This is a genomic window from Eggerthella sp. BIOML-A4 (genome assembly GCF_009875575.1).
Lineage (GTDB): Bacteria > Actinomycetota > Coriobacteriia > Coriobacteriales > Eggerthellaceae > Eggerthella > Eggerthella lenta.
The window spans coordinates 59,778-85,971 of the sequence record NZ_WWRX01000011.1 but is presented as its reverse complement, the minus strand read 5'-3'; the positions used below and the strand labels follow the sequence as shown (position 1 = coordinate 85,971).

Annotated in this window: 31 protein-coding genes; 18 read left to right on the top strand and 13 right to left on the bottom strand. The window is 62.7% G+C overall.

Annotated elements, in window-relative coordinates; all coding sequences use genetic code 11:
* Both GT613_RS12200 and GT613_RS12195 read right to left on the bottom strand, forming a co-directional pair.
* Window positions 1-220, bottom strand: a 220-nt coding sequence (locus tag GT613_RS12200; RefSeq protein ID WP_161172640.1) for a cation transporter, incomplete at its 3' end; no start/stop codon positions are given.
* Between the two features lie 99 nt (window positions 221-319).
* Window positions 320-670, bottom strand: coding sequence for a metal-sensing transcriptional repressor (locus tag GT613_RS12195; RefSeq protein WP_009306960.1), 351 nt, complete (start codon window positions 668-670; stop codon window positions 320-322).
* A gap of 299 nt (window positions 671-969) precedes the next feature.
* Between GT613_RS12195 and GT613_RS12190 the strand changes: the two genes are divergently transcribed.
* Window positions 970-1,746: an SOS response-associated peptidase gene (locus GT613_RS12190; protein ID WP_009306959.1), complete on the top strand. Its 777-nt coding sequence runs from the start codon at window positions 970-972 to the stop codon at window positions 1,744-1,746.
* Between the two features lie 400 nt (window positions 1,747-2,146).
* Here the strand turns inward: GT613_RS12190 and GT613_RS12185 are convergent, their stop codons facing one another.
* The 4 genes from GT613_RS12185 to GT613_RS12170 all read right to left on the bottom strand — a co-directional run bounded on the left by GT613_RS12185 (window position 2,147) and on the right by GT613_RS12170 (window position 5,488).
* Window positions 2,147-3,094, bottom strand: a complete 948-nt coding sequence (locus GT613_RS12185) for a DMT family transporter (RefSeq protein ID WP_009306958.1) — start codon at window positions 3,092-3,094, stop codon at window positions 2,147-2,149.
* 4 nt (window positions 3,095-3,098) lie between these two features.
* On the bottom strand, window positions 3,099-4,034 hold the full coding sequence (locus tag GT613_RS12180) for an AraC family transcriptional regulator (RefSeq protein ID WP_009608570.1): 936 nt from the start codon (window positions 4,032-4,034) through the stop codon (window positions 3,099-3,101).
* Window positions 4,035-4,181: 147 nt separating this feature from the next.
* Window positions 4,182-4,475, bottom strand: coding sequence for a hypothetical protein (locus tag GT613_RS12175; RefSeq protein ID WP_009306956.1), 294 nt, complete (start codon window positions 4,473-4,475; stop codon window positions 4,182-4,184).
* Between the two features lie 269 nt (window positions 4,476-4,744).
* Window positions 4,745-5,488 (bottom strand): 4Fe-4S dicluster domain-containing protein, encoded by a 744-nt coding sequence (locus tag GT613_RS12170; RefSeq protein ID WP_009306955.1) that lies wholly within the window; start codon window positions 5,486-5,488, stop codon window positions 4,745-4,747.
* A 174-nt stretch (window positions 5,489-5,662) separates the two neighbouring features.
* On the opposite strand from GT613_RS12170, the gene GT613_RS12165 reads away from it, so the two are divergent.
* The 12 genes from GT613_RS12165 (at window position 5,663) to GT613_RS12110 (ending at window position 16,303) form a co-directional block, all read left to right on the top strand.
* The gene (locus GT613_RS12165) at window positions 5,663-6,064 is read left to right on the top strand and encodes a helix-turn-helix transcriptional regulator (protein ID WP_009306954.1); all 402 of its coding nucleotides are present in this window, start codon (window positions 5,663-5,665) and stop codon (window positions 6,062-6,064) included.
* Between the two features lie 86 nt (window positions 6,065-6,150).
* Window positions 6,151-6,369: a cation transporter gene (locus GT613_RS12160; RefSeq protein WP_009306953.1), complete on the top strand. Its 219-nt coding sequence runs from the start codon at window positions 6,151-6,153 to the stop codon at window positions 6,367-6,369.
* 196 nt (window positions 6,370-6,565) lie between these two features.
* Window positions 6,566-8,488 carry a heavy metal translocating P-type ATPase gene (locus tag GT613_RS12155; RefSeq protein ID WP_009306952.1) on the top strand — a complete coding sequence of 641 codons (1,923 nt, stop codon included), beginning with the start codon at window positions 6,566-6,568 and terminating at the stop codon, window positions 8,486-8,488.
* A 269-nt stretch (window positions 8,489-8,757) separates the two neighbouring features.
* On the top strand, window positions 8,758-9,168 hold the full coding sequence (locus tag GT613_RS12150; RefSeq protein WP_009306951.1) for a hypothetical protein: 411 nt from the start codon (window positions 8,758-8,760) through the stop codon (window positions 9,166-9,168).
* 147 nt (window positions 9,169-9,315) lie between these two features.
* Window positions 9,316-9,615, top strand: coding sequence for a hypothetical protein (locus GT613_RS12145; RefSeq protein WP_009306950.1), 300 nt, complete (start codon window positions 9,316-9,318; stop codon window positions 9,613-9,615).
* 183 nt (window positions 9,616-9,798) lie between these two features.
* Window positions 9,799-10,044 (top strand): VF530 family DNA-binding protein, encoded by a 246-nt coding sequence (locus GT613_RS12140; protein WP_009306949.1) that lies wholly within the window; start codon window positions 9,799-9,801, stop codon window positions 10,042-10,044.
* 100 nt (window positions 10,045-10,144) lie between these two features.
* Window positions 10,145-10,627, top strand: a complete 483-nt coding sequence (locus GT613_RS12135) for a hypothetical protein (protein ID WP_009306948.1) — start codon at window positions 10,145-10,147, stop codon at window positions 10,625-10,627.
* Between the two features lie 9 nt (window positions 10,628-10,636).
* The gene (locus tag GT613_RS12130) at window positions 10,637-10,852 is read left to right on the top strand and encodes a helix-turn-helix transcriptional regulator (RefSeq protein ID WP_009306947.1); all 216 of its coding nucleotides are present in this window, start codon (window positions 10,637-10,639) and stop codon (window positions 10,850-10,852) included.
* A 68-nt stretch (window positions 10,853-10,920) separates the two neighbouring features.
* Window positions 10,921-11,592 carry a response regulator transcription factor gene (locus GT613_RS12125; protein WP_009306946.1) on the top strand — a complete coding sequence of 224 codons (672 nt, stop codon included), beginning with the start codon at window positions 10,921-10,923 and terminating at the stop codon, window positions 11,590-11,592.
* 1 nt (window position 11,593) lies between these two features.
* Window positions 11,594-12,598, top strand: coding sequence for a sensor histidine kinase KdpD (locus GT613_RS12120; RefSeq protein WP_009608579.1), 1,005 nt, complete (start codon window positions 11,594-11,596; stop codon window positions 12,596-12,598).
* 121 nt (window positions 12,599-12,719) lie between these two features.
* Entirely contained in the window at window positions 12,720-13,400 is a 681-nt protein-coding gene (locus tag GT613_RS12115; RefSeq protein ID WP_009306942.1) for an ABC transporter ATP-binding protein, read from the top strand.
* The gene (locus tag GT613_RS12110; protein ID WP_009306939.1) at window positions 13,400-16,303 is read left to right on the top strand and encodes an ABC transporter permease; all 2,904 of its coding nucleotides are present in this window, start codon (window positions 13,400-13,402) and stop codon (window positions 16,301-16,303) included. The genes GT613_RS12115 and GT613_RS12110 overlap by 1 nt, the downstream gene beginning before the upstream one ends.
* A gap of 53 nt (window positions 16,304-16,356) precedes the next feature.
* Here the strand turns inward: GT613_RS12110 and GT613_RS12105 are convergent, their stop codons facing one another.
* A complete protein-coding gene (locus GT613_RS12105) occupies window positions 16,357-17,346 on the bottom strand; it encodes a hypothetical protein (protein WP_009608552.1) in 990 nt (329 codons plus the stop codon).
* Window positions 17,333-17,695, bottom strand: a complete 363-nt coding sequence (locus GT613_RS12100) for a PadR family transcriptional regulator (RefSeq protein WP_009306934.1) — start codon at window positions 17,693-17,695, stop codon at window positions 17,333-17,335. The genes GT613_RS12105 and GT613_RS12100 overlap by 14 nt, the downstream gene beginning before the upstream one ends.
* 198 nt (window positions 17,696-17,893) lie before the next feature.
* Between GT613_RS12100 and GT613_RS12095 the strand changes: the two genes are divergently transcribed.
* The 4 genes from GT613_RS12095 (at window position 17,894) to GT613_RS12080 (ending at window position 20,672) form a co-directional block, all read left to right on the top strand.
* The gene (locus tag GT613_RS12095; RefSeq protein ID WP_009306933.1) at window positions 17,894-18,289 is read left to right on the top strand and encodes a metallopeptidase family protein; all 396 of its coding nucleotides are present in this window, start codon (window positions 17,894-17,896) and stop codon (window positions 18,287-18,289) included.
* A 96-nt stretch (window positions 18,290-18,385) separates the two neighbouring features.
* A complete protein-coding gene (gene guaA, locus GT613_RS12090) occupies window positions 18,386-19,369 on the top strand; it encodes a glutamine-hydrolyzing GMP synthase (RefSeq protein WP_009608541.1) in 984 nt (327 codons plus the stop codon).
* Window positions 19,370-19,482: 113 nt separating this feature from the next.
* Window positions 19,483-20,166 (top strand): DUF5343 domain-containing protein, encoded by a 684-nt coding sequence (locus GT613_RS12085; protein ID WP_057385026.1) that lies wholly within the window; start codon window positions 19,483-19,485, stop codon window positions 20,164-20,166.
* 2 nt (window positions 20,167-20,168) lie between these two features.
* Window positions 20,169-20,672 (top strand): TIGR02391 family protein, encoded by a 504-nt coding sequence (locus GT613_RS12080; RefSeq protein ID WP_050792426.1) that lies wholly within the window; start codon window positions 20,169-20,171, stop codon window positions 20,670-20,672.
* 128 nt (window positions 20,673-20,800) lie between these two features.
* Here the strand turns inward: GT613_RS12080 and GT613_RS12075 are convergent, their stop codons facing one another.
* The 5 genes from GT613_RS12075 to GT613_RS12050 all read right to left on the bottom strand — a co-directional run bounded on the left by GT613_RS12075 (window position 20,801) and on the right by GT613_RS12050 (window position 24,331).
* The gene (locus GT613_RS12075; RefSeq protein WP_009608567.1) at window positions 20,801-21,898 is read right to left on the bottom strand and encodes a hypothetical protein; all 1,098 of its coding nucleotides are present in this window, start codon (window positions 21,896-21,898) and stop codon (window positions 20,801-20,803) included.
* A 709-nt stretch (window positions 21,899-22,607) separates the two neighbouring features.
* A complete protein-coding gene (locus GT613_RS12070; protein ID WP_009608524.1) occupies window positions 22,608-22,811 on the bottom strand; it encodes an antitoxin in 204 nt (67 codons plus the stop codon).
* Window positions 22,812-22,989: 178 nt separating this feature from the next.
* The gene (locus tag GT613_RS12060; RefSeq protein ID WP_009608518.1) at window positions 22,990-23,298 is read right to left on the bottom strand and encodes a type II toxin-antitoxin system YafQ family toxin; all 309 of its coding nucleotides are present in this window, start codon (window positions 23,296-23,298) and stop codon (window positions 22,990-22,992) included.
* A gap of 3 nt (window positions 23,299-23,301) precedes the next feature.
* Window positions 23,302-23,598, bottom strand: a complete 297-nt coding sequence (locus GT613_RS12055) for a type II toxin-antitoxin system RelB/DinJ family antitoxin (RefSeq protein ID WP_009608577.1) — start codon at window positions 23,596-23,598, stop codon at window positions 23,302-23,304.
* Between the two features lie 202 nt (window positions 23,599-23,800).
* Entirely contained in the window at window positions 23,801-24,331 is a 531-nt protein-coding gene (locus GT613_RS12050; protein ID WP_009608563.1) for a nitroreductase, read from the bottom strand.
* Window positions 24,332-24,638: 307 nt separating this feature from the next.
* Here GT613_RS12050 and GT613_RS12045 point away from each other — a divergent pair, with 307 nt between their 5' ends.
* Window positions 24,639-26,192 (top strand): hypothetical protein, encoded by a 1,554-nt coding sequence (locus GT613_RS12045; RefSeq protein WP_009608568.1) that lies wholly within the window; start codon window positions 24,639-24,641, stop codon window positions 26,190-26,192.
* Window positions 26,193-26,194 lie beyond the last annotated feature (2 nt).

The window sequence follows — 26,194 nt, the reverse complement described above, 5'->3', positions numbered from 1 at the left end:
GGACGCGCGCGGCGGCGCCGTAGCCCGCCTTGTCGACCGCGGCCTCGACGGCGACCGTCACGGCCGACGGTTCCGCGCCGTCGTCGAAGGCGACGTCCATGCTGTTCTTCAGCAGGTTCACGGCAACGTCGGCCACGCCGGGCACGGCCCGCGTCGCCTTCTCCACGCGCGCGGAGCACGCCGCGCACGTCATGCCGGTGACATCGAACGTTTGCTTCACTTCTTACTCCTTCGCAGCCGCCCTCCCCTTCGCGCGAACGGATGTTTCACGTGAAACATCCGCGACAAACGGACGAACGGCCTTGTCTTTCAGCGCGGGTTAGCGCGAGAACTTCTTCAACAGGTTCATGACCTCGTCGATGATCTCCACGTTGCCGCGTTCGATCTGTTCGACCACGCACGTTTCCAGGTGGTTGCGCAGCACCACGGCGGAAATGCTGTGAACCGCGCTTTCCGCGGCCGCCAGCTGCGTGAGCACGTCGGCGCAGTAGCGGTTGTCGTCGATCATCGTCTTCACGCCGCCCAGCTGCCCGATCACGCGGTTCAAGCGACGATGAAGGTCGGCCTGCAGCTCTTCCGAGCGCGGCGTCTCCTTACGGTGGCAGCAGCACGTCGACGCGGGGCGCGACGAGATGGCGGCGTTTTCAGCTTGCGCGTGATTCTCGGTCATGATGATTCCTTCCTTCTATACCCCATGAGGGTATCCAAGCGCGAGTATATACCCCTTAAGGGTATTGTCAACCCCTTCGTCCGCGAGCGCTTGAACGGCGGGAGCGACGGCACGCGTTACGGCGGGCCGCGCCGCCGACGTCGCGGAGGCGGCTCGCCCGCGCTGCAGCCAATGCGAAAGGTAGCGGCGCAGCCGAGCCGGAACGCGGCCGTCACGCGAAGGACACCGCACGGTAGCCCCGCATCGTCGTGCGAACCGCTACACTGGATGCGAGCGGAAACGCGAGGAAGGAGCCGTGGATGTGCCGCCGTTTCATACCGATCGACTGCGACGAAGTCGCCCGCATCGCTGCGGAGATAGAGCGCGACCTGGCCGCGCACGCGGACGAGCTGGCTTCGCTCGACCCGATCGAGGCCTATGAGGACTTCCTCTTCTTCCCCGAATCCGCGCAGCCGGACCGCGCCGAGCAGCGAGCGAAACGCGAAGAGGCGCCTGTGCAGCTCTCGCTGTTCGACGGCGAATCGGACGAGCCGGCAGAAGCCCGCGGAACCGGCGCGATCGGCCGCGCGAACCGCCCCGAGGCGCTTCCCTCGTCGGTCGTGCCGCTCATCGTGGCCGCGGGCGACGGATGCGGCCTCGCGGTAGCCCATATGGCCTGGGGATACGAGGTTCCTTGGAAGAACGGACCCGTGTTCAACACGCGCATCGAGACGGCTCTGCGCAGCGAGGGCAGCATGTGGGCCGAGTCCTTCGCGCGTCGTCGCTGCCTGGTGCCTGCTCGGGGCTTCTACGAATCGCATGCGACCGAGACGGTGCCGAGCGAGCGCACCGGGCGCCCCGTGAAGCGCCAGTACGCCTTCGCAGCGCCCGACGGCGCGCCGCTCTTGCTGGCGGGCGTGCACGATCGCGGACGATTCTCGCTCGTCACCACCGAACCGAACGCCGCCGTGGCTCCCGTGCACAACCGCATGCCGCTCGCGCTGGAACCGGGCGAGGCCGCCCTATGGCTGCGCGGCGTCTACGAGCCGCTGCTCGACCGCGGTGCCGTGCGGCTGACCGCGCGTCCCGAGCGTTGAGCCGGCGAAAGCTTCGACGCCGCAAGGGCCACGACGCCGGAGCGGCGACGGAGCCGACATCCCTCGGCATCGCGACGCGTAGATGTTTCACGTGAAACATCCGTGCGTGTTTTCCATTCGACGAACGATGTTCGGTGGAACCCTTCGCTCGAAGCCGCCCAGTCCCGAGCATCTCCGTGCAGCCGGTTAGACGTGTAATGGAGAAAACATATCGAATTCGGAAGAAAGCCGCGAGCTTCGCGGGGATGAACGGGCGCAATCCCACGGCTTCCCTTCTGCGATCGGGCACTATGCGGAAAGGCAGCTTGCGCTGCGCCTTCGAACCCCTTGCGAACTTCCGAATCCGATGCTTTTTCGCCACCGACGTTGCTTTCGGACGCGTGCGCCGCCTCGTAGCGCGCTACTTCCCGCGCTCGGAAAGGAACAGCCCTGCTATAGTAAGCAGGACTCCGGCGACGACCGGCGGGGTGAGCGGGTCGCCCAGCACGGCGGCCGAGGCCAGCACGGTGAGCGCCGGCACGAGGTAGATGTACAGGCTCGTCTTCACCGGCCCCAGCTCCTTCACCGCCATGTTCCACGTCACGAAGCACAGCGCGCTCGCGCCCAGCCCCAAGAACACGAGGTTGCCCCACATCTCGGGCGCGGCGAGCGAGCCCCAATCGGGCGAAAAGCCCAGAAGCGGCAGCGCGGGAAGCATGAACGCGAGACCCCAGGCGAACGTGCGGCGCGTGACGAGGATGCTGTCGTAGCCGAACGTCGAGAGCTTCTTCGTCACGATGGAGTACACGGCCCACGTGCCCGCCGCCGCCAAGGCCAGCGCCACGCCGATGAGCCCCGCCTGCCCCAGCCCGCCTTCTGCGACAAGGCCGCCCGACGCGCCGCCCGCGAAGCTGACCAGGCACACGCCCGCCATGGCCACCGCGAAGCCGACGAAGAACGGCGCGCGCAGGCGCTCTTTCAGCACGACAGCCGACGCGACGCCGGTGAACAGCGGCGCCGCGGCCACCACCACGCCCACGATGGAGGCCGTGGTGAACGTGAGCGCGATGTTCTCCAGCAGGTAGTACACCGTCACGCCGGTAGCGCCCGCCAGCATGAACCACCGCTCCTCCTTGAAGCCCCGGACGTGCAGGATGCGCGGGCGCAGGAGCGCGAGCGCGACGAACCCGATGACGAAGCGGAAGAACAGGATCTCGATGGGTGCGAGGTGCACGAGCAGCACCTTCGTGGATACGAACGTGACCGCCCACACCACCACGGTGACCAACGCCAGCGCATGCCCGCGCACGGCGGGGCGGCGCTGATCCGCCGGCGCCCCCTCTATGGCCTCGCTTGTTTGAACCGCCATCTCGCTATCCTTCCCGCACCCGCGTGCGCGCCGCCGTTCGGTAGCTGCCGGGGGTGATGCCGTAGAACGATTTGTACACGCGCCCCATGTGCGCCTGATCGGCGAACCCAGACCGCGCGGCGACCTCGGCCGGATCGACGCCCGCCGCCAGCAGGTCGCGAGCACGGTTCGCGCGCACCGCCTGCAGGTAGCGATGCGGCGTGAGGCCCGTCTCCTCGGAGAACACGCGGATGAGGTGGTAGCGCGACACGCCCGCGCAGCACGCGAGGTCGTCGAGAGTGATGCACGAGGCGAACCGTTCTTCGAGGTACGCCCGCGCCCGCGCCACGTTCGCCGCGGAGGGGGCCTCGGGCGCCGGGGGCTCGGCCGCCTCGCTCTCGCAATACCGCGCCGTCTGCGCGAGGAGGGCCCAAAGCGCTTCTTCCTCCTCGAGCGGGTCATGCGCGGAATCGGTCCGGGCGAACGCGTACAGCCGGTCCATGCACGCCGAAAGGGCCGCGTCGCGCACCACCACGGACTTGAAGCGGCAAGCGGGGCCGCCGTCGGGCAGGGACGCGGCGCCGATACCGTGCGATTCGGCGAACGCCTGCGCGAACAGGCCGACGGGCACGACCACGCTGCGGTACATGAGCGGCGCGTCGTCCAAAGGCTTGCAGCCGTGCACCTCGCCGGAGCCGAACAGCACGAAGTCCTCGGGCCCCAGATCGTGCACCTCGCCACGGCACGTCATGCGCCGCCGCCCTCCCACCATCTGGCCGATGGTCCAGAAATCGTGGAAATGGAGCGGGAACGGCTGCACGATGCCCTCGAGCGTGACGAACTCCACGCCCGGGCACGGCCCGAACGGCGCGATGCGCCGGTTCTCGGCGCCCATGTCGGGGTCGGCCAGCCGCGCGCCGCGCACGTCGGGGCGCGCGCTCCAAGATTCGATCGTCTCCATCCAAAACCTTTCGTCCAAGCAGGAGACGATACCACGAACCGCACCGCGCCGCTTGTACGAAATTGCGGGCGGAAGCCGTCGGTGGCGAAGGATCCGCGAAGTCGGCCGAACGGCCGACTTCGTCCGCGAGATGCAGAAGAAAAGCCGCTAACCCTTGATGATCTTGATCTTCTGCGACGCGGCACTTGTAGTTTTAAGAAAGGGTTCGTGGAGATACAGACGATATTTGGCCATTCCGCCGTTCACTTCATCCAGAAGCTCGTCGCCCAGCTCTTCCCTGAACATGCCCTCCAAGGCCTCCCGCACCTCGGAAGGAGCAGCCTCGCAGCCGTTTTCCCGAAGGAAAACCTCCAAGCGGTCGCCCTCCAGCGCCTGCCCGAACGAAGCCCTCAGGTCTTCGTCGTCCAACACCTTCCGGAACAATTCTTCGATGGTCTCCATGTTTGATCCTTTGGTTCGAGGGTATGCGTCCCGGCCGCGGCAAAAGCGCAAAGCCTTGCGACCAGTGTGAACGCGCGCTTCCGAAGCGGTCAAGCCTCGACGAACAAACGACCGCTCTCGCGCAACGAAAGACAACCCGCAAACCATTACAGCCGAAGGCGAAGGAGCTTGTCCGAACAGATATTTCACGTGAAACATCTGTACGGAGGGCTGCGTCGGCGGAAGATCTTCGGCCGACCGCGTCCCCCGGCGAATCGCGGCTTCGCTCGCTAGCGGCGCTCCAGCAGCGCGCCCTTCGTCGAGATCACCGCCACCTCGAACGGCACGTTCTTGCCGCTGCGCTCGAGCGCGGCGCGCGCCGCATGTTCCAGGCCGCCGCAGCACGGCACCTCCATGCGCGCCACGGTGACCGACGCGATGTCGTTGGAGGCGAACAGGGCTTCGAGCTTCTGGCTGTAGTCGACGCCGTCGAGCTTGGGGCAGCCGATAAGAGTGATGCGCCCGCGCATGAAGCCGCGATGGAAGTCGGCGTAGGCGAACGCCGTACAGTCTGCGGCGATCAGCACGTGCGCGCCCGCGAAATACGGCGCCTGCACGGGCGCGAGCTTGATCTCCACCGGCCACTGCGAAAGCTGGGAGGGCGTTTCTTCGCAAACCGGTTCGGCGACGGGGGCGGAAGCGGAAGGCCGGGCGGGCTTCGCCTCAGGATCTTCGGACGCGAAGAAGCGCGAGAGCGATCCGGGACAGCCGCCCGACAGGCGTGCGACCGAATTCTCCTGCGCCGTTCGAGCCTTGACCGCAGCCTCGTCGTAGGCTGCCGCCTCGCGCTCCACGAACGAGATGGCGCCGGTCGGGCACGCGGGCAGACAGTCGCCCAACCCGTCGCAATAGTCGTCGCGCAGCAGGCGCGCCTTGCCCTCCACCAGGCCGATGGCGCCCTCATGGCACGCCGCGACGCACAGGCCGCAGCCGTTGCAGGCCGTTTCGTCGATCTCGATGATCTTCCGCAGCATAGATTCCTCCCGAAACAAGTCGTCCTCTTCGCTATCGTCCGGGAGCATAGCATGGCTCGACAGCGCGCTGCGTTGGAAATACAACAAGCGGGAATTTCCCCTTCGGCCCCTTGACACGAACCTTGTTGTCCGTATACTTATGAACAGTTGATCATATGTTGAGAGGTTGACGGAATGAAGCCAGACAAGATTACCGAAGCGGCACCCGGAAGCGAAGACGCTCAGAACGCGCACGACAACGGCTGCTCGTGCGGCAGCGCCGAGCATGCGGGCGTGCCGAGCCCCGAGTGCATGCCCGACGAGGAGCTGCTGTACGACCTCGCCGACCTGTTCAAGGTGTTCGGCGACACGACGCGCATCAAGATGCTGTACGCGCTCATGGGCCAGGAGCTGTGCGTCGCCGACCTCGCCGAGCTTATCGCCGCCACGCAAAGCGCCGTCTCGCACCAGCTGCGCACGCTCAAGCAGGCCCGTCTCGTGAAGTTCCAGCGCGACGGCAAGAACGTCATCTACTCGCTGTCGGACGACCACGTGTACACGATGCTCGCCCAGGGCATGACCCATATCTGCGAATAAGCCCCGCATCGACCGCGGCACGGGATGCTTCGACTCCGCACCGCGCGCCCCCGCTCGCAACAACGCCGAAACGAAAGGACACCGCCATGCGAAAGGCATTCAAACTCCAGGATCTCGACTGCGCAAACTGCGCCGCGAAGATGGAGAACGCCATCAAGAACATCGAAGGCGTGAAAAGCGCCTCTATCAGCTTCATGACGCAGAAGCTGGTGTTGGAAGCCGACGACGACCGCTTCGAAGCGGTGCTGGACGAAGCTCAGCACGCCTGCAAGAAGTTCGAACCGGACTGCGTCATCCTGCGCTAACTTCGGCTTCGCGTATCCTATCCCCTCATCCATAACGAGCGAAAGCCGATGTCATCCTGAGCGAGCGCAACGTGTTCGAAGGATCCCGCGCAGTGTCAGCCGGCAGACTTCCAGCTACCGCCGCGCGGGATCCTTCGACTCCGCGCTGACGCGCTCCGCTCAGGATGACGAACCCCGAACTGCAAGGTTGGAGATCATGAACAAGAAACAGAAACGCACGAGGAACCGCATCCTCCTCGCCATCGCGCTGTTCGTCGTCGTGTACGTCGTGGCGGAGCTGCTTCCGCTGTCGACGTGGCTCGGCAGCGAGACGGCGGCGCTATGGGCGGAGTTCGCGCTGTTCCTCGTCCCCTATCTCATCGCCGGCTACGACGTGCTGCTGCGCGCGGCGAAGAACATCGGCCACGGCCAGGTGTTCGACGAGAACTTCCTCATGAGCGTGGCCACCATCGGCGCGTTCGCGCTGGTGCTGTTCCCCGACAGCGACCCGCACATGGCCGAAGGCGCGGCCGTCATGCTGTTCTACCAGGTAGGCGAGCTGTTCCAAAGCTACGCCGTGGGCAAGAGCCGCAAATCCATCGCCGACATGATGGACATCGCGCCCGACTTCGCCAACGTGGAGCGCGACGGGCAGCTCGTGCAGGTGGACCCCTACGAGGTGGCCGTGGGCGACGAGATCGTCGTGAAAGCCGGCGAACGCGTGCCGCTCGACGGCGTGGTGCTGTCCGGCACGTCCCAGCTGGACACCGCTGCCCTCACCGGCGAGTCGGTGCCGCGCGAAGTGCGCGAGGGCGACGAGATCATCTCGGGCTGCGTCAACATGACCGGCCTCATCACCGTGCGCGTGACCAAGCCCTTCGGCGAGTCCACCGTCAGCCGCATCCTCGAGCTCGTGGAGAACGCGGCCGAGAAGAAGGCCAAGACCGAGAACTTCATCACCCGCTTCGCGCGCTACTACACCCCGGCCGTGGTGGGCATCGCGGTGCTCTTGGCCGTCGTACCGCCGTTGCTGCTGGGCGGCGGCTGGTCGGACTGGGTGCAGCGCGGGCTCATCTTCCTCGTGGTGTCGTGCCCGTGCGCGCTCGTCATCAGCGTGCCGCTGTCGTTCTTCGGCGGCATCGGCGGCGCCTCGCGCCTGGGCATCCTCGTGAAGGGCAGCAACTACCTGGAAACGCTCGCCGGCACCGAGACCGTCGTGTTCGACAAGACCGGCACGCTCACCGACGGCTCGTTCAACGTGGTGGCCATCCACCCGCAGGCGGGAATCGACCCCGACCGCCTGCTGTCCATTGCCGCGCACGCCGAAGCGTATTCCAACCACCCCATCGCGCTGTCGGTGAAGCAGGCGTACTCGGGGCCCATCGACCAGCAGCGCATCGACGACGTGCAGGAGCAGAGCGGCCACGGCGTGCGCGCGAAGATCGACGAGCACGTAGTGCTGGTGGGCAACGACAAGCTGATGAGCGAATGCGGCGTGGGCTGCCACGAGTGCGAGCTGACCGGCACCATCCTGCACGTGTCGCTTGACGGCGAGTACATCGGGCACATCGTCATCGCCGACGTCGTCAAGCCCGACGCAGCCGAGGCCGTCGCCGCGCTGCGGGCCGCGGGCGTGAAGAAGACCGTCATGCTGACGGGCGACCGCGCCGACGTGGCGGCCGCCGTGGCGAAGGAGCTGGGCATCGACGAGTTCCGCGCGCAGCTGCTGCCGCAGGACAAGGTCGCCGAAGTGGAGAAGCTGCTGGAGGAGACGCATGCGCACGGCTCCGGCAAGGGCAAGCTCGCGTTCGTGGGCGACGGCATCAACGACGCGCCCGTGCTGACGCGCGCCGACATCGGCATCGCCATGGGCGCGATGGGCTCGGACGCGGCCATCGAGGCGGCCGACGTGGTGCTCATGGACGACAAGCCGTCCAACATCGCCCGCGCTATCGGCATCGCCCGCAAGACCATGGGCATCGTGTGGCAGAACATCGTGTTCGCCCTCGGCATCAAGTTCCTCGTGCTGGTCCTGGCGGCCGTGGGCATCGCCAACATGTGGCTGGCCGTGTTCGCCGACGTAGGCGTTGCCGTGATCGCCATCCTGAACGCCATGAGGGCGATGAACGTGAAGAAGTAAGCCGCTTGCGTCATCCGAGCGAATCGCCCGTGCCGCCCCGAGAGAGGCGGCGCGGCACGTTGCAGAAGGGTCGCAGCGTCGCATCATCGCCCGAAAAACACGCTAGAAGGCCGTTTTGCGTGTTTTTCGGGCGATGATGCATCTTTCGATGTCGATGTTTCACGTGAAACATCCGTTCGGACAGGCCTGCGACGTCCGGGGAAACGTCGCAGGCAACGGTACGGTGCCCGTGTCGGGGGTCGGATCGGGGGGCGTGGTATGGTGGGGGCATGGACGATCGGATGCAAGATATCGGAGATGCGAAGCCGCGCATGTCGAAGCGGCGGCGCTTCATCGTGGTCGGGCGCTGGGCGCTGGCCGCGGCATGGGCGGCGGTCGTGTACTTCGGGCCCGCCGTGAGCGCGCCTTCGGCAGTGGCGTACTTCGTCGAGTTCGCGGTGCTCGGCTTCCTGCTGGCGAACGCGCTGTGGCAGCATATGGGACTGCTCACCGCCTGCGCAGCGGCCGTCCTGATCACGTGCATGCTGGGCATCGCCGACGGAGCGGTGTCGCTCATGGTTCCCGACCACCCCTTCAGCTTCTTCGATTGGCTCGTGGGCGCGGGAGGCGCGCTGGCGGGCGGCATCGTGGCCCATCCCGCCCTGCGCCTCATCGACAGCTTCGTCTCGTCCGATCTTTAATTTCGGCCTCGATCCGAGCAAACGCTTTCCAACCGAACGTTACAGCTGCGACTCGCCTCGCCCACGCCGCGCGCCCGCCCGCTGCGCCGACGCGCCCGAAGCGTAAGGTGCCGAGCGGAAGGACAAGCCAAGCAGAAGGAGGCAGCCATGAACGCGAAAGAAGGAAGCGCCCGTCCCGCAGCCCTCGGCCGGGGGCTGGACACCCTCATGGGAAACGAGGAGGAGCGCGACGCGCCCTCAGCGGCGGAAACGCCGGATGGGCCGGAGGGGCCGCATCGACCCGCGACGCCGGACGCCCGGCGATGCCAAGACCCCGAGCATGCCCACGGGAAGAGCGCAGGGCTCGTCGGCGGGCTCATAGCCGGTGGAGCGGCGGGCGCCGTCGCCGTGGCGGCGTTCACGCTCCTCGGCGTGCGCGCGGTGCTGGCGATGGGGCGCCGTCGGTAAACGCAAACAGAGAAAGGCGTATCTTCGCTCCAAAAACACGCTTCGTCCGCTGGGGCGTGTTTTTGGAGCGAAGATACGCCTGATTTTGCACGATGTTTCGCTGATTGCGGTCGTTTCCGGCGGGAAACGCCGCGCACATGCGTCATCATGGAGCGCACACGTTTCGAGGAACACGGAGAGCCCATGCCCGACAACCCCGCAGATCGGCAGCATCCCAACGACCCGCTGCACGGCATCACGCTGGAGACGATGCTCAAGCAGCTGGTGAACAAGTACGGCTGGGACGGCCTGGCCAAGCGCATCAGGATCAACTGCTTCAAGAAGAACCCGAACTTCAAGAGCTCGCTCACGTTCCTGCGCAAGACCCCGTGGGCGCGCAGCAAAGTGGAGGAGCTGTACAAGAACTCGAGGTTCTGGGTGGATCTGTAGATCGACCGGCTGCATGTTTTGACGTAAAACGTCATATTCATATCATTTTGCGTCATGTTTCGGCGTATACTGGGAGCCATCCGATAGCGAGGAGACCCCTATGGACAAGACGCGCGCCAAGATCAAGTCGACCAGCATGACCGCATTCGTCGCGATCCTCGCCATCGCGCTGCTGTTCGGCATTCAGACGTCGATCAATATCTTCGACTGGCTGACGACCGGTGAAGCGCTGTCGAACCCCGACTCCGTGCGCCACGGCATGGGATTGCTCGGGGACGGGCTTCTCGTCGCGTTGGCCGTGTACGTCGCTCTCGTCTTTCTGCGCATCAATCGCGAGGAGACGCCGTTCTTCGCAAACCTGCCGCGCAAGATCAAAGCGGTGGCCGTGCTCCTTTTCGCGACGCTCGCGGTGCCGAAGTGGCTGTACTGGGCAGTCGTCAGCATCCAAACCGGAACGCTGTCCGGCGCTCTCGTGGACGAATCGGTCATGTTCGCCTTCATGCTGGCCGCCATCGTGTTCTGCCTCGGGCAGATCATCGAGTACGGCTATCTCGTCCAAGACGAGAACTTCGAGATCATCTAGGAGGGCAGCATGGCTATCGTGCTGCGCCTCGATCGGATGATGGCCGATCGCAAGGTTTCCCTGGGAGAGCTGGCCGAGAAGGTGGGTATAGCCGACGGCAATCTGTCGAAGCTGAAGAACGGCAAGGTCAGCGGGGTGCGCTTCAAAACGCTCAACGCCATCTGCAAGGAGCTGGACTGCCAACCCGGCGACATCCTGGAGTTCGTCGACGACGAAGAAGGCTGATCCTCCCCTCCCCTTTCCCGCGTTTTCTGCTACCGTGGAGACGATGCACCCGAAGGGAAGGACGCCCCATGCGCATGTTGCTCGTCGAAGACGACGCGGCCATCGTCGCCAGCTTGACGGACCTGCTGCGATCGGAAGGATACGAGACGCGCTGTGCCGACGGCCAGGACGCGGCCGTCGAGTTGCTGCGCAGCGAACGTTTCGACCTGGCGCTGGTGGACGTGGCGCTCGCCCAGGGCAACGGGTTCGCCGTGTGCGCGGCGGCCAAGGCGTGCGACCCGGCTCCCGCCGTCATCTTCCTCACGGCCTCCGACGACGAGTTCAGCACCGTGGCCGGCCTCGACATGGGCGCCGACGACTACATCGCCAAGCCCTTTCGCGCCCGCGAGCTGCTCTCGCGCATCCGCTCGGTGCTGCGCCGCACGAACGCCGCCTCGTCGCTTTTGCGCTTGGGCGACGTGGAGATCGACGCCGGCACCGCGTGCGTGCGCAAGGCGGGCCGCGACCTGGCGCTGACGGCGCTCGAGTACCGGCTGCTCCTGCTGTTCGCGCAGAGCCGGGGCAAGCTGGTCACGCGCGAGCACGTGCGCAACGCCATCTGGGACAGCGCCGGCGAATACGTCAGCGACAACACGCTGAGCGTCTACGTCAAGCGCCTGCGCGACAAGGTGGAGGACGATCCGGCCGAACCCCGCCTCATCCTCACCGTGCGCGGGCTGGGCTACCGGACGGGGGCGTGACATGGGCCTGACGAGGAACCGGGCCTTCGCCTGCCAGTTGGCGCTGCTCGCGGGGGCGCTTGCCGTCTTCGCCGCAGCGGCCGCCGCGGTGGAAGGACCGCGCGCGGGCCTGTGGGTGCTGGCCGCCGGAGCGCTGGCCTGCGCGCTGTTCGCGACGTTCTCGCTGCGGCGTTACCGGCAGATCGCGCGTTTGGCGTCCGAGGTCGACGAGGTGCTGCACGGCGGCCGGCGCATCGCCTTCTCGGACTACCGCGAGGGAGATCTGGCCGTGCTCAGAAACGAGCTGGCGAAGATGGTGGCCGCCCTGCGCACCGCCACCGAGCGCCTCGACGCCGAGAAGAACGCGCTGGCCGACGCGCTGGCCGACGTGTCGCACCAGATACGCACCCCGCTCACGGCCATGGGGCTGCTCATCGGCACCGCCGAGCGCACGAGCGACGAGGCCGAGCGCATCCGCGCGCTGCACGAGCTGGAAACGCTCGTGAGCCGCGTGGGATGGCTGGTCACGGCGCTGTTGAAGCTGGCGAAGGCCGATGCCGGGGCCATCCGCGTGCAGGCTCGCCCCGTGGATGCGGCGCGGCTCGTGCGCGACGCGCTGGCCCCGCTGGCCGGCGCCTTCGATCTGCGCGACGTCGCCTGCGAGACGCACGTCGACGAGGGAGCGTCGTTCAACGGAGACGCCGCCTGGTCGGCCGAGGCGCTGGGCAACATCCTCAAGAACTGCATGGAGCACACGCCCGCCGGCGGATGCGTGCGCGTGCAGGCGTCCGAGGACGCCGTGGCCTTCCGCCTGTCCGTCGCCGACACGGGCCCGGGCATCGCCGCCGAGGACCTTCCCCGCCTGTTCGAGCGCTTCTACCGCGGCGCGGGATCGGAGGGGTTCGGCATCGGCCTCGCGCTGGCCCAGGCGCTCGTGACCGCCCAGGGAGGCACGCTGCGCGCGGGCAACGACCGCGAAACGGGCGGCGCTCGCTTCGACCTGACGTTCCCGAAGGTGGTCGTGTAGGAGGCCCTTCGCCCGGAACGGCGGGCTGGCCGAATATGACAATTCCGTCATGCGGCGTTCATGCCCGCGCAAGCGCGGGATGGCACACTATTCCGTAGACCGTTAGCGAGAAAGGCTCCTCATGGACATTCTGACCATCGACCATCTCACCAAGGTGTACGGAAGCGGCCCCACGGCGCTCAAGGCGCTCGACGACGTGTCGTTCAGCGTGGCCGCGGGCGAGTTCGTGGCCATCGTCGGCTCGTCGGGCTCCGGCAAGTCGACGCTTCTGCACCTCATGGGCGGCGTCGACCGCCCCACCTCCGGCACGGTGCTGCTGAACGGCGCGGACGTGTACGCGCGCTCCGACGAGGAGCTGGCCGTGCTGCGCCGTCGCGACGTGGGGCTGGTCTACCAGTTCTACAACCTCATCCCCGTGCTCAACGTGGTGGAGAACATGACGCTTCCCGTGCTCATGGACGGACGCGCCGTGAACGAAGAGCGCCTCGGCATGCTTCTGGACGGCTTGGGACTGCGCGGCCATGAGCGCTTCCTGCCCAATCAGCTGTCAGGCGGACAGCAACAGCGCGTGGCCATCGGGCGCGCGCTCATGAACGCGCCTGCCGTGGTGCTGGCCGACGAGCCCACCGGCAACCTCGACTCGCGCAACTCGCACGAGATCATGGCGCTTTTGCGCGAGTCGAACAAGCGCTTCGACCAGACGCTCGTGGTGATCACGCATGACGAGGACATCGCCTGCATGGCCGACCGCGTCATCGCCATCGAGGATGGCCGCATCGCCTCCGACGAAAGGAGGCGCTGATGGCCGGCATATTCACGCGTTTCACCCTGCGCTCGCTCGCTCAGAACCGCGTGCGCACGGCCGTGACCGTCGTCGGCATCGCGCTGTCCACGGCGCTTCTGGCCGCCGTGCTGACCAGCGTGGCAAGCGTGCAGCAGGGCTTGCTCGAGCGCACGATGGTAACTGAAGGATCATGGCACGTGTTTTCCCCCGACGTGCCCGCTCAGGGCATCGATGCGCTCGTGGAAAGCGACGCCGTGACCGACCTCGCCACCTTCCGCGACCTCGGATCGGCCGCACTCGCGCCCGACGACGCCAACCGTCTGGGTGCGTTCATCGCGCTGAAGACGACGCCGACCACCGTCAAGGGCGTCGACGAGCCGGGCGGCGCGCCGTACTCCCTGATGCCCGAGCTGGCAAGCGGGCGATGGCCCGAGACAGCGGACGAGATCGTGCTGCCCGACTATCTCCAAGGCGAGGAGCTGGGCGCGGGAGGCGCCGAGGGCGTTGTTTCGAACGGCCCCCTTGAAACGGGTTCCACCCTCACGGGAGGTTTTGGAAACCTCGCAGCCGCCGAAGACGGCGCGCGCCTCGCCGACGGAAACGAGACGCGCGTCGAGAACGCCCGCGAGCGCACGCTGACGGTTACCGGATTCTACAAGCGACAAGCGCCTTTCCTCGCCAACAACTACACGGCCTCTTCCGCGCCCAGCGTCGCCCTCACCGTGGCCGACGCGTCTGAGGAAGGAGCGGCTGCGGGCGCGTATCTGGTCACGCAAGGTCTGGGAACCCTCGACGAGATGAAGGCCTTCTTCGCCGACGCGACCGGATTGGACGATACGGCCGCCACTCTGTACCACACCAGCCTGTTCTCGTACTTGGGCATCTCCGACGGCAGGCCCATCTGGGGAAGCCTCTGGGCGGTTGCCGCCGTGTTGGCCATCGTCATCGTGGCGGCGTCCGCATCGCTGATCTACAACGCATTCGCCATCTCGGTGGCCGAGCGTACGCGGCAGTTCGGACTGCTGGCCTCTCTCGGCGCTTCGAAGCGGCAACTGCGCAGCACCGTGCTGGCAGAGGCGCTGCTGCTGGGAGCCGTCGGCGTGCCGATTGGCCTCTTAGCGGGCGTGGCGGGCACGGCAGGCGCGTTCTCGTCGTCGCAGGAGGCGTTCGCTGCGATGTTGGGATCGGGATCGGCGGGGCTCGCGGTGCACGTGGATGCCGGAGCGTTGGCTGCGGCCGCGGCACTGTCGATAGCCACTTTGCTGGTGAGCGCCTGGGTGCCGTCGGCCCGCGCCGCCCGCGTCTCAGCCGTCGACGCCATCCGCCAAACGCAGGACGTGCGCCTCTCGAAGCGCGCAGAACGGTCGGCACCATCGCACGCGCCCGACGTCGGGCGCGTGAAGCTGGGCATCGCGGGCAGGCTGTTCGGCATCCCCGGGTTCGTCGCACACCGCAACCTGTCGCGCTCGGCGACGCGCGGGCGCACCGTGGTGGCATCGCTCGCGGTCAGCGTGACCCTCGTGGTGGTCGCCGGCAGCACGGCGCTGTACCTCGCGCCGCTGTCCGACCGCGCCAGCAGCTCGCGCGGCGCTGGGAGCGGAGCCGACATCGTGGTGTCGGCGCATCCCGACTACACCACCCCGCGCGAAGGGAACGACCTGTCCGACTACGCCGCCGAATACGACGAGTTCCTGGCGCGGGCGAGTGAGATCGAGGGCTTGCAGCTCATAGGCTCGTGCCGCCAAGGTCAGGCCGAAAGCGTCGTCGACGGTCGCATGATATCGCAAGAGGCGCGCGCTGCTCGGCAGGCTTACAACTCCCAGACGAGCGCCGACTGGGTGCCCGACAGCTTCGGCGAGGACGGCGATTACTACGGGGCCCTGTACACCTTCTTCGTCGACGATGCCTCGTGGCGCGCGCTGCTGGACGAGCTCGACCTGGACGTAGCCGCCTACACCGACCCGGAGAACCCGCGCGCCATCGGCCTGAACACCTATCAGGACAGGATGCCCGACGGCACGTACGTGTCCACGAAGCCCTTCGCGGGCACCGGCGCCGTCGACCTGTACGTCACCGAGGAGCGCGAAGGATTCTCCAACATGGGCTTGCAGGAAGGCCCGGACGGACGGCCCCTGGTGGGGTACCTCGACCGGGAGGCCGGGGTCAGCGGGACGGCCGACATCGTCACCGCCCCGATCGACGAGGCGGCCACGGCTTTCCGCATCGAGATAGGAGCGCTCTGCGACGAGGAGCCGGCCGTGCTGAACGCCATCGCGGCCAACAACCACTTCCCCTCGATCATCCTGCCGGAGAGCGTTGCGGAGAGAGCCGCAGGGCTGGGCGACTACCACTCGAACCCGTACACGTACTCGTTCGCCGGAGCCTCGTTCACGGCGGAGGATCACGCGAAGGCTTCCGACGAGCTGGAGGCGCTGGCGCGCGACTTGGGCGACGTCGTGGTCAACGTCAGCGACATCGAGAATGCGGCGCGCCAGAACCGCCTGATCGCGCAGGCCTTCCAGCTGTTCGTGCTGTGCTTCTCCGTCATCACGACGCTCATCGCCGTGGCCAACGTGTTCAACACGCTGGCGAACGGGATCATCCTGCGCACGCGCGAGTTCGCCGCGCTGCGTTCCATCGGCATGGGCAACCGCGCCTTCGCCCGAATGCTGGCCTACGAGTGCGCGAGCTACGCCCTGCGCGGTTTGGGGATAGGGCTGGCGGCAGCCGTAGCGGTTACATTCGCGCTGTTTGCAGCAACGTCCATGGCGTTCGCCGGCCTCGAGTTCACGCTGCCGTGGGACTACGTGGCTCTCGCCGTGGCCATCGTGGCCGTCGTGCTGGCGCTCAGCGTGGCCTACGCGCTGCGCCGCTCGCACGCCTCCAACATCGTGGAGGCTCTGAGGTCGGACGCGATCTAGCAACGCCCGCGCGCCTTTCCGCGAGGGGCGCGCGGGCCGACAGGACGGCCGCCTTACCGTGCACGCACCGTCTTCACGATGGAGTCCACGGCGTCGATGACGAGCGCCGCCACTACGAGACCGCAGAACGCCGTCTGCGCGTTGGACACCGCCCACAGCACCGGGCCCTCCAGCGCCTTGCCCGACGACTGCATCGCCTGGACGACGGCATGGGAGTCGACCAGCTGGAAGTTCGTCAGCCAGAACACGACGAGCGCTCCCGCTACCAGGTCGCATGCGAACGTCACCGCCAGCACGCGCTTCGTATAGCGGCCTTCCACCAGCTTGAAGCTCTCGCCGGCGACGCACACGAACGTCCACACGACGACGACCCATGCCGAAGCGCGGAAGGCGTCGACGTTGAACGGATCGAACGGCACGCCGTCTGCGCGATGGCTGAGCGCGTTCAGCACGTCGGGGAACAGCAGGAACACAACGGCGCCCACGATGGAGAACACGATGCCGGCAACCGCGTCGCCGCGCGTGGAAGACCTGGTCTCGCGCGGCACGGGCGGCAGGTCGTCGAGCGAGCCCATCGTCTCGACCTCGATGCCCCGGCGGGAGAAGAAGGCGAACAGCAGGGTGACGATCGCGAACGCGAAGAGAAGCGCCCCTATCAGGGATCCGATGCCCTCCAGCACGCCTCCGAGGAGGCTCCCTTCCGCGCCCGTTGCGAGCGACAGCGCCCCGGCGACCAGCATGCCGCCTGCGACGCAGGCCAGCACGATCTTCAGAACGTAAAGGTACTGTGCGTAGTACGGCTGTCCGATCAGGCATTCCCCTTCCCCGCTCGTGTACTTGCGCACCATCTCGCCCGGGGTTCCCAGCTCGGTGAGCACGACCCGGACGTCCTTGGCCGTGGGCGGCAGGCTGCCGCAGCGCTCGTCCAGCATGTCCGAGATAAGCGTGCGCAGCTCCTCGGCCACGTCGGAGCGCTGTGCGCTGGGCAGGTGCCGCGTGATGGCGTACAGGTAACGCTCGATCAGGTCGTTATCGTTCGGCATGTTCCCGATCCTCTCCGTTTGTCTCCAACAGCTTGCCCACCCCGTCGCACAGAACGTGCCACTGGGCCTCCACTTCGCGCAGCACGCGCAGGCCCTCGTCGGTGGTGCGGTAGTATTTGCGCGGCTTCGAGCCGCCGTTGTCCCATTCGCTTGCCAGCAGCCCTTGCGACTCGAGGCGCCGCATCAGCGGGTACAACGTGTTCGCCTCGATAGGGATGCCGTGGTCGGCCAGCGATTTCACCAGCGCGTAGCCGTATGCCGGCTCGCGCAGCTGGCTCAGCACGAGCATGACCAGCGTGCCGCGCCGAAGTTCCAAGACCATGCTCGATACGATGTCGTCGTACGCCATGCGCCCCTCCTTCCAGTGCCGCTTCCCTGCGCCGCAGGTTTTGCGGTTGCGTCGGATAGTGTGTGTCGCACACTATAACATAGTTCACACGATAATGTGCGGCACACAGTACAAATCGTATGGGGTATACTCGTGTCTGCCGGTTCAGCGAACCGGGTGGGCCGAGGGCCCGCGCGCCCGCCGACGAAAGAGGCCGCCATGCACCGCATGACCGACAGCGAGTTCGAATCAGCCGTGGAGGAGGCGCTCGGATGCATTCCCGAGCGGTTCCTCGACGCGCTCGAGAACGTGGCCGTCGTCGTAGAGGACGAGCCGAACGACTACCATCTGGAAACCCTCGAGGAACCCGACTGTCTAGGGGCTTCCGTCTGCGACAACGAGTTGCTGGGGCTCTACGACGGCGTGTCGCTGCCCGATCGCGCCGACGGCTACGACAGCGACGTCCCCGACGTGATCACCGTGTTCAAAGGTCCCCATGAGCGCTGCTTCGGCTCGCGCGCGGAGATCGTCGAGGAGATCGGGAAGACCGTCGTGCACGAGATCGGGCACTACTTCGGCATCGACGACGCTCGCCTCTACGAGATGGGATACTGAGCAGGGCGCCGAAAGAACGAACGACCTGCCTATACACCCGCGCCATTTCACGTATAATTTCCTCAGATCATTGCCGAACACGAGGAGGACCCCCGCATGGACCCCAACAAGCGCCCCGAAGACATGGAGCGAATCACCACCCCTGAGCTGGCGAACGCCTTCATCGACGAGCAAATGGACGCGATCCGCGCCCAGATCGGCGACAAGAAGGTGCTGCTGGCGCTGTCCGGCGGCGTGGACTCGTCGGTGGTGGCGGCGCTGCTGATCAAGGCCATCGGCAAGCAGCTCATCTGCGTGCACGTGAACCACGGCCTCATGCGCAAGGGCGAGAGCGAGCAGGTGGTTGACGTGTTCCAGAACCAGCTGGACGCGAACCTCGTGTACGTGGACGCCACCGACCGCTTCCTCGAGCTGCTCGACGACGTGGCCGAACCGGAAGCCAAGCGCAAGATCATCGGCGCCGAGTTCATCCGCGTGTTCGAGGAGGAGGCCCGCAAGGTGGGCGACGAGGTGAGCTTCCTCGCGCAGGGCACCATCTACCCCGACATCCTGGAATCCGACGGCGTGAAGGCGCACCACAACGTGGGCGGTCTGCCGGACGACCTGCAGTTCGAGCTGTGCGAGCCCGTGAAGCTGCTGTACAAGGACGAGGTGCGCGTCATCGGCCGTGAGCTGGGCCTTCCCGAGGGCATGGTCGAGCGCCAGCCGTTCCCCGGCCCGGGCCTGGGCGTGCGCTGCCTCGGCGCCATCACGCGCGACCGCCTGGAGGCGCTGCGCGAGGCCGACGCCATCCTGCGCGACGAGTTCGCCGCGGCCGGCCTCGAAGGCAAGGTGTGGCAGTACTTCGTGAGCGTCCCCGACTTCCGCGCCACCGGCGTCCGCGACGGCGTGCGCGCCTTCGAGTGGCCCGCCATCATCCGCGCGGTGAACACGGTGGACGCCATGACGGCCGAGGTGCCGGAACTGGATTGGGCGCTGCTGAAGAAGATCACGGAGCGCATCCTGAATGAGGTCCCCGGCATCTGCCGCGTGTGCTACGACTTGACGCCGAAACCTTGCGGGACCATCGAGTGGGAATAGGGTTCCTTACCTCTAGCAATTCATAATACCTGTTAGAATGCCTGTCTACTGTTTTGACGGGCATTCTTATTGCGAAATGACTATACTTTTACCTATAACGCAACAGATTGAAAGTGGCACTATTCGATGTTATCAAGCAAAGGGATAGATCATTGATAAATACTCCCTTAAAAACCAGCAAGAACTATCCGACGATCACCGAGAAAAGCTGGTGGGCTGTTCGCAATAAGTTCAAAGCATCCATTCCAAGTGTTGTTACGCCATCATATATTTTGTCGTTCTTACCTCTCAACAGCATTCCTTCGGCTAATTCTAACGTTGTTGTCCCCCTCAAAAGAATGGGGCTAATCGACTTTAATGGCGTTCCGACATCATTGGCAAAACAATGGCGACTGGATCAAGAATACAAAAAGGTATGCAAAAAGATTCTTGAATTGGTTTACCCTCCCGAACTCCTTGCCCTATTCCCTGATTCAGTGATTGATAGACCATTGGTGAAAAGTTGGTTTATGGCTCAGGGAATCGGTGAGGAATCTTCAAGAAAGATGGCTCGCGTGTTTTGTATGCTTAAAACCAGCGATTTGAAGAAGGTGAGTATGGAATACCGAAAAAAAGATACCCGTTTACCCAATGGCTCCATCTCTTCAAAAGAAAGCGCTAGCAAAGATACCGATGATCACGCACGACCCGAGGTGCATATTGATCTCCAAATACACATTTCTCCCGACTCAACCCCAGAGCTTGTAAACTCGATCTTTAGCAGCATGGCTAAACATCTGTATGGGAAGAATCAGTGACAATGGTTGCCTTTGAATTATTCGCTATTGCACATAATCTTAACGCCGAGCTTTCCACACTTGGTATCACCTCAAAAGAGGCAGAGAACGACTCTTCCTTGTATGACCATCTGATAGTTAATGAATCATTAAGAGAAAAAACTCGCGAACTGTATTTTGATGGCCATTACACCAGAGTGATTGAAGAAGCTTTTAAGCTGATCGATAACTTGGTTAAAGAGAAGGCTTCCATCGCTCCATCTTCTTCTTTAACAGGGTCCAAGCTGATGCAGATGGCATTTTCCAGAGAGAGACCTCTCCTTCGGCTCAATCAAGGCTCGTCAGCTTCTGAAGCTGACGAGCAGCTTGGATACATGCAATTGTTCGCCGGATGCATGACTGGCGTTAGAAACCCAAGAGCCCATGATGCGAATTGGAAGGATTCTAAGATGCAAGCTCTTCAGCTACTAGTATTTGCAGAGCATTTAATCGAAAAGGTGGAGATGGCGCAAATAAACGAGCTTTAAGTACTTATAATTGCATCTAGCCGACCAACCAGATACAACAAGTGAGAATAAGGATACGGGGCACCCTCTGAGATCGATCTCAAAGAGTGCTCCGCATCCGATCTCTACTGAGAGCCATTGTGTCAAAGTTACGCACGAACGTTTCGGCACGCACCAGCAGAAGAACCATAAGCAGGAAGCTCAATCAATGTAGATATTACCTTCGACAAATCATCGACAGTACCTACAATCCATGCCAAGTACTCTTCAACGGATTTCTGCACAGATGATTGTATAGCCATCTCAAGAATTGTTCCGGCATCGTGACATTTGCCTAATTTGCTATCAAGCAGTTTTGAAAAATCGTAGTGGACGAACGCGTTTCTAAGATCGCTGGTTCGCTCGATCTCTTTTCGCATGCTTTTAGGAATCATGGTTGAAAGAATTTCAGCACCCTCCGAAGTGCATTCATGTCGATCTGGTTTAGGTTTAACACATCTTGAGAATTTGCTAATGCTGCGGCATGCTGCCAGTAGAACCGTTGTTGCGAACTTCATTTGAAGAGCATCGCTGAAAAAGCCGCTGTTACGCAGCACCGTGATCGAATTCAACTGCGTCAAGATATCCGATAACATGAAGAAACACGCAATATTTGATATACCCTTACAAGATAAGGGTATCAACAGATCTGAAAAATGGAGATCGAGAGATTCGGCTTCGAACTTATTGGAGACAAGCGAACTCTCTTCAATGCCCAACTGAGCAACTGTATAATAATTAACACTTGCAGCCTGACCAATATCGAAACCCAGCCGACTAACTACATCAGGATTTGCGAGGACACCCTTCAAGCCACCATCAGCCCGACCAACATACCGGGCAACATTGTATGAGGTTGAAACAGGAAGCCCATTGCAATACACAATGGCAATATCTGGCTGCATAGCATTTAGCAAATCTCCAAATAATCCTGAATGGTTCTTTGCAGAAGCCGTTAGTGTACTGGTTATCGCCTTGGCTTCTAAAGCATACTCTTCAATATGAAGTCCTTTGGAAGAAAGCGCTTTTGATGCATTGCGAAGCCTGTTGACAGCATTTGAATCAAGCGGAACAGTGGCATCAAAATACTTTCTGACGAATCTAACGCTATCATGAACGGTCAGAGCGAGAAAAGGCAATATGGAGAGCATGAGCAGCGGGGTTGCTTCGGGATAGCGTCGCGAATGCTCAATCACCTTGTGAAACATACGACCCTCATCGACAAACAAGAGGATACTGCAGGCATCGGCTTCGTTGTTGCTGCTATTTATTGTCAATTCCTATTCACCTGCCAGATCTATAAGTATTACAGATGATTGTATGTAGCGAATTCGATTTTAACAGGAAGCGGATGGAAATTGTTAGAGGAGAAAACAAGAGCCACTGAGTAACCTTGCAGAAACAGCAAGTCATCCGTTAGCTTCAATTGCTTATATGTCATTACCAACGAAAAATCATCCCTTGCAGTTGACCCGAAACCTTGCGGGTGCAAAGGCGGCAATCGGCGTAGCAGACATCGGCCAAAGTAGCCGAACGAAGAGCAGCGCCAGCGACGCGGCATCCCTTGCCCCGGAACCCGTACGCCACCCTCTGCGTCTCTCACGACTACCCCACGCTGGTCAAGCGCAAGAAGAGGTCAGGAAGATCCCGGTGAAGCTGTTCTGGGACCTCCAAAGACCGCGTCGTCCTTTGGGCACAACGCAGCTGGATCGAGAACTACGAGACTGTGGCACCATGTCGAAGACGCGCTACGAGAAGTCGAACCTGGCCCAAGTGCTGGGCAAACGCGGCGCACAAGAAGTTGACACCTGTGCGCTACACAAGACTCGCAGGATATGCGACGAAAACGCAGCGGGCCCCGCTTAGGGGCCCGCTGCTAAACATCGGTGTCTTTGGCCGCGCCGTCCAGATTGCGCGCTAGACGAACGTGAGCCGTTTCTTCTGGGCGGCGCACTCGCCGAGATACATGTTGATGATGTTCTGGTAGGATATGCCCGTCCTACGCGCCTCCTCCTTGAAGTAGTCGATGGTCTCAACATCGATATTCACAGTCACCGGCCTGCGTACGCGCTCGGCGTAGGGGTTCGGGCGACTCCCGCTGAAGTCGTACTCATCCCTCATGGCAGCACCTCCAATACTCTTTCGATTCTGCCTTCGTCGCCTTTCTAGCAGAAATTATGCGGATCACATCCCCATCAGCCCTGTAGCAGTGGCGCACGACGAGGACGTTGGCTCTCATGCTCGCGCACGTCGACATCGCCAAGATGGCGAACCGCGTCGTGCGCGAGACGATAGGCCTCTAGATGAGGGGACCCTGGAACAGCTCGTCGTGACTGCCCATGCGGACGAGCCTGATGATCGGGTTCGACTTATGGGGCATGTAGAGCACCACGACATCGACCATGCCGTCCGAGAGGTGAAAGTCTATGTGCCCGTTGTAGTTCCCGCCAGGATTGCTGAGCTCGTGCGGGCCGTACTCGTTCGGCACCGCGCCGGTCCTCATGAGCTCCGAGACCGCCTCCTTGAATTCGCCCCTCAAGCGGGGGTGCCGTTTCATGACGCGGGCGTAGTCCGCCTTGAAGGCCGGCTCGACCTTGATCTCGTACACGGGCTACTCCTCCTCGAGGAACGCCACGAGTCCGTCGATATCGTCAAAGGCGGGCGCATCGTCGGGGATGAGGCCGAGCTCCTTCGCCTCCGCGGCGACCAGAGCGCGGCGGGTCTCCTCGTTCGGGACCCCGCCCGCCGGAACGATCTCGAAAGGGATCCTGCGCTGGTTCACCAGCTGGTGCGTCGCCATGACAACGTAAGTGTTGTAGCTCAACCCGACAGATCCGAGGATCTCGTTCGCCTGGGCCTTGAGGTTCTCATCGACGCGAACCGTTGTCGGTTTAACTGCAGTGGCCATGCCGTGTCTCCCTTCCTTTTTGGAACGATTATACCACTGAGCGCAAAGTGATGCCGTATGACATCTATATGCTATACAAATCTGTATGAATTGTTCTTTTTTCAGACATCAATCGAACAAGATGCTTCGCACCAGCGGCTGAAAGGGCTTTTGAACATGACTACCCTCTCACCCCTCGGAACCGATCCCCAACGCTCTCCGACTAGACGATCCTCACGTACCCGTCCTTGCGAGGCTTCGGCTCGGGCGCAGGGCCGTCGCCGTAACCCAGGATACAGTTGGCAACGCCCACGTAATCGCCGTCGAGACCCCAATCCTTCAAAAGCGCTCGACCCTCGTCGGTCTCGAAGACCTCCTTGGCACGATAGATGAAGCACGAGTCGACCCCGACGGCATGCGCCGCATTCAGAAGGTTGCCCGCCACAAGACAGGCATCTTCGAACCAGGTAGGCGCAGCACCCCTATGGCCGAAAACGATAGCAACCGCAGGAGCCCCGTAGAAGGGATCGATGTCACGTCCCATCACCCCTGCGTTGAGGGCGGCCACCTTGTCCCTGACCTCCTTGCTTTCCACCAGCACGATCACGGGCGACTGGGCTCCCATTCCCGTAGGCGCATAGGTCGCAGCCTCCAGGATCGCGTCAAGCTTCTCGCGCTCCACGGGCCTGTCCGCATAACCCCTCACCGCACGCCGAGTCTTCAGGCTTTCGATAACCGCGTTTTCCACCATCATAAGCCTCCGTTCTTCTTACGCGGAGCATTTCGCTCCACCGCTTTCACTCCTTCGCTCAACCCTCAAGTTTCCTCGACTCGAATATAACGATCCCGCCGCATCGATTAAATAGCCAGATGCGAGAATCAGATCAATTAAGAGAACGACCATTGCAAGACCACGAATCATCGATATCGGGCTTCTTCGCGCAGACTCATGGAAGAGCGCAGGATCAAAGTCGATAGAAGAAGATATACTTTAACGATACCTTGCAAAAGCGCAAAAGCGAGAACTTTGCGGGCGCAAACTGTAAACGAAAGGGTTCGGGATGACGGAACTTGTCTCCGCCGAGATATCTCTCAGCACCGAAGGACTCGCCGAATGCGAGTCTCTGGACTTAATCAACCGGAAGCTCTCGGATGTCGAAGAAAACCTCAAGCGCTACACATGCACCGCGAACAGAGACGATTACGCATTCGCGGTATTCAGCGGACTATTGGCGGGAGCTATGGACTCGCCGATCGTCGGAGAAACCAAAATCGAAGCTGCGGACATCAGCCTTTCGCATCGCCAGGTGAACCAGTTCATCCAGCAGTTCGCAGGACAGAAAGAGGGCGACGGGGGCAGGCTCGTCGATGCCATAAAAAACCTCGAATCGAGTTACGAGGTCCCTCAAGACAACATCTGGAAAGGCAAGAGCATAAGCGTTTCTGCTAGCAACCACCACCTGGCGGATCTCGCGCACCACCCCACTCCAATCGGCCTTCTGGCCGCGATGGCCGTCCAGTTCTTGAGGGTCGGAACGTTTGTGGACAGAAACGGCAAATGGCACTTCGTGATGGTTGGAACAGCGGCAAAGGACGTTGCGCAGATTCTGATTCCTGTCGCGATCACGGGAATGCTGAACTGGATAGTCTCGCTGGCCGAGCACGCCTACGAGGAAGAAGCAGCGGAGCAAATGCCCGAGGCCGTTCGCAGACTGGCAAGACTTGCGGCCTCCGCACCGATACTTGCCGAAGTGGCGAGATGCGCGACTAGGTGGTTCGGGCATCTCGTAAGCGACATGGGAGGCTCCAAGAACACTCCCGGCGGAGGCATGGGCGTACCCGGAGTTCTCGTTTCGCTCTTACATGAGGTATCTTCGCTTCCCGGCCTAAAGGACAGCGGGTTGCCCGGAATGGTCGATCAGCTTTACACGAAGCAAAGAATCGACTTACGTCGCGAGATTCCGCTGTACAAGGCCGCCGCAAAGCAAACGCTTCCCGTGCTGTTGAACGAGGCGTTTGTGCGCACGGGCTTTTTTCTCAGCCGACTGGCCAGGGAAGCATCCTCCCACGACGATCTTGCCGACATCGACTGGAGCCATATCGTTCCCATTGGGAACAGGACGGTCGACCGAATGCTCGCCATCTCGTCTATGACTTTCAGTATTGCGGACACAGCGGATGCCGCCACTCGCGCGGCTATGGAATCAGGGGCGAACTGGATTCTGCTAGCGGGAAGAATGACGGCTCGCATCAACTATGTCGGAGCGGGTCGCGCTACAATAGCGATCGCAAAGGAGATCGACAACGAATCGAAAGAGACGAAGCTTCTCCACGAAAAGATGGTTCTGTCAGAAACGAAGGCGGCAATCTTCATCGAGCAGCTCCGGAAGTTCGAGAAAAACCTAGAGCAGCAAGTCGGCGACTACATAATCGACGATCTCGAAGCGTTTGCAAACGGCATGAACGACATGGATCGCGGCATTGCAGAGAAAAATGCCGACTTCGTCATCAAGGGCAGCGTCGCGATACAGAAAGCTTTGGGCAGGGATACCCAATTTGCAAACAAAAGAGAGTTCGAAACGTTAATGGGATCGGACGACGCTCTGATCCTCTAATC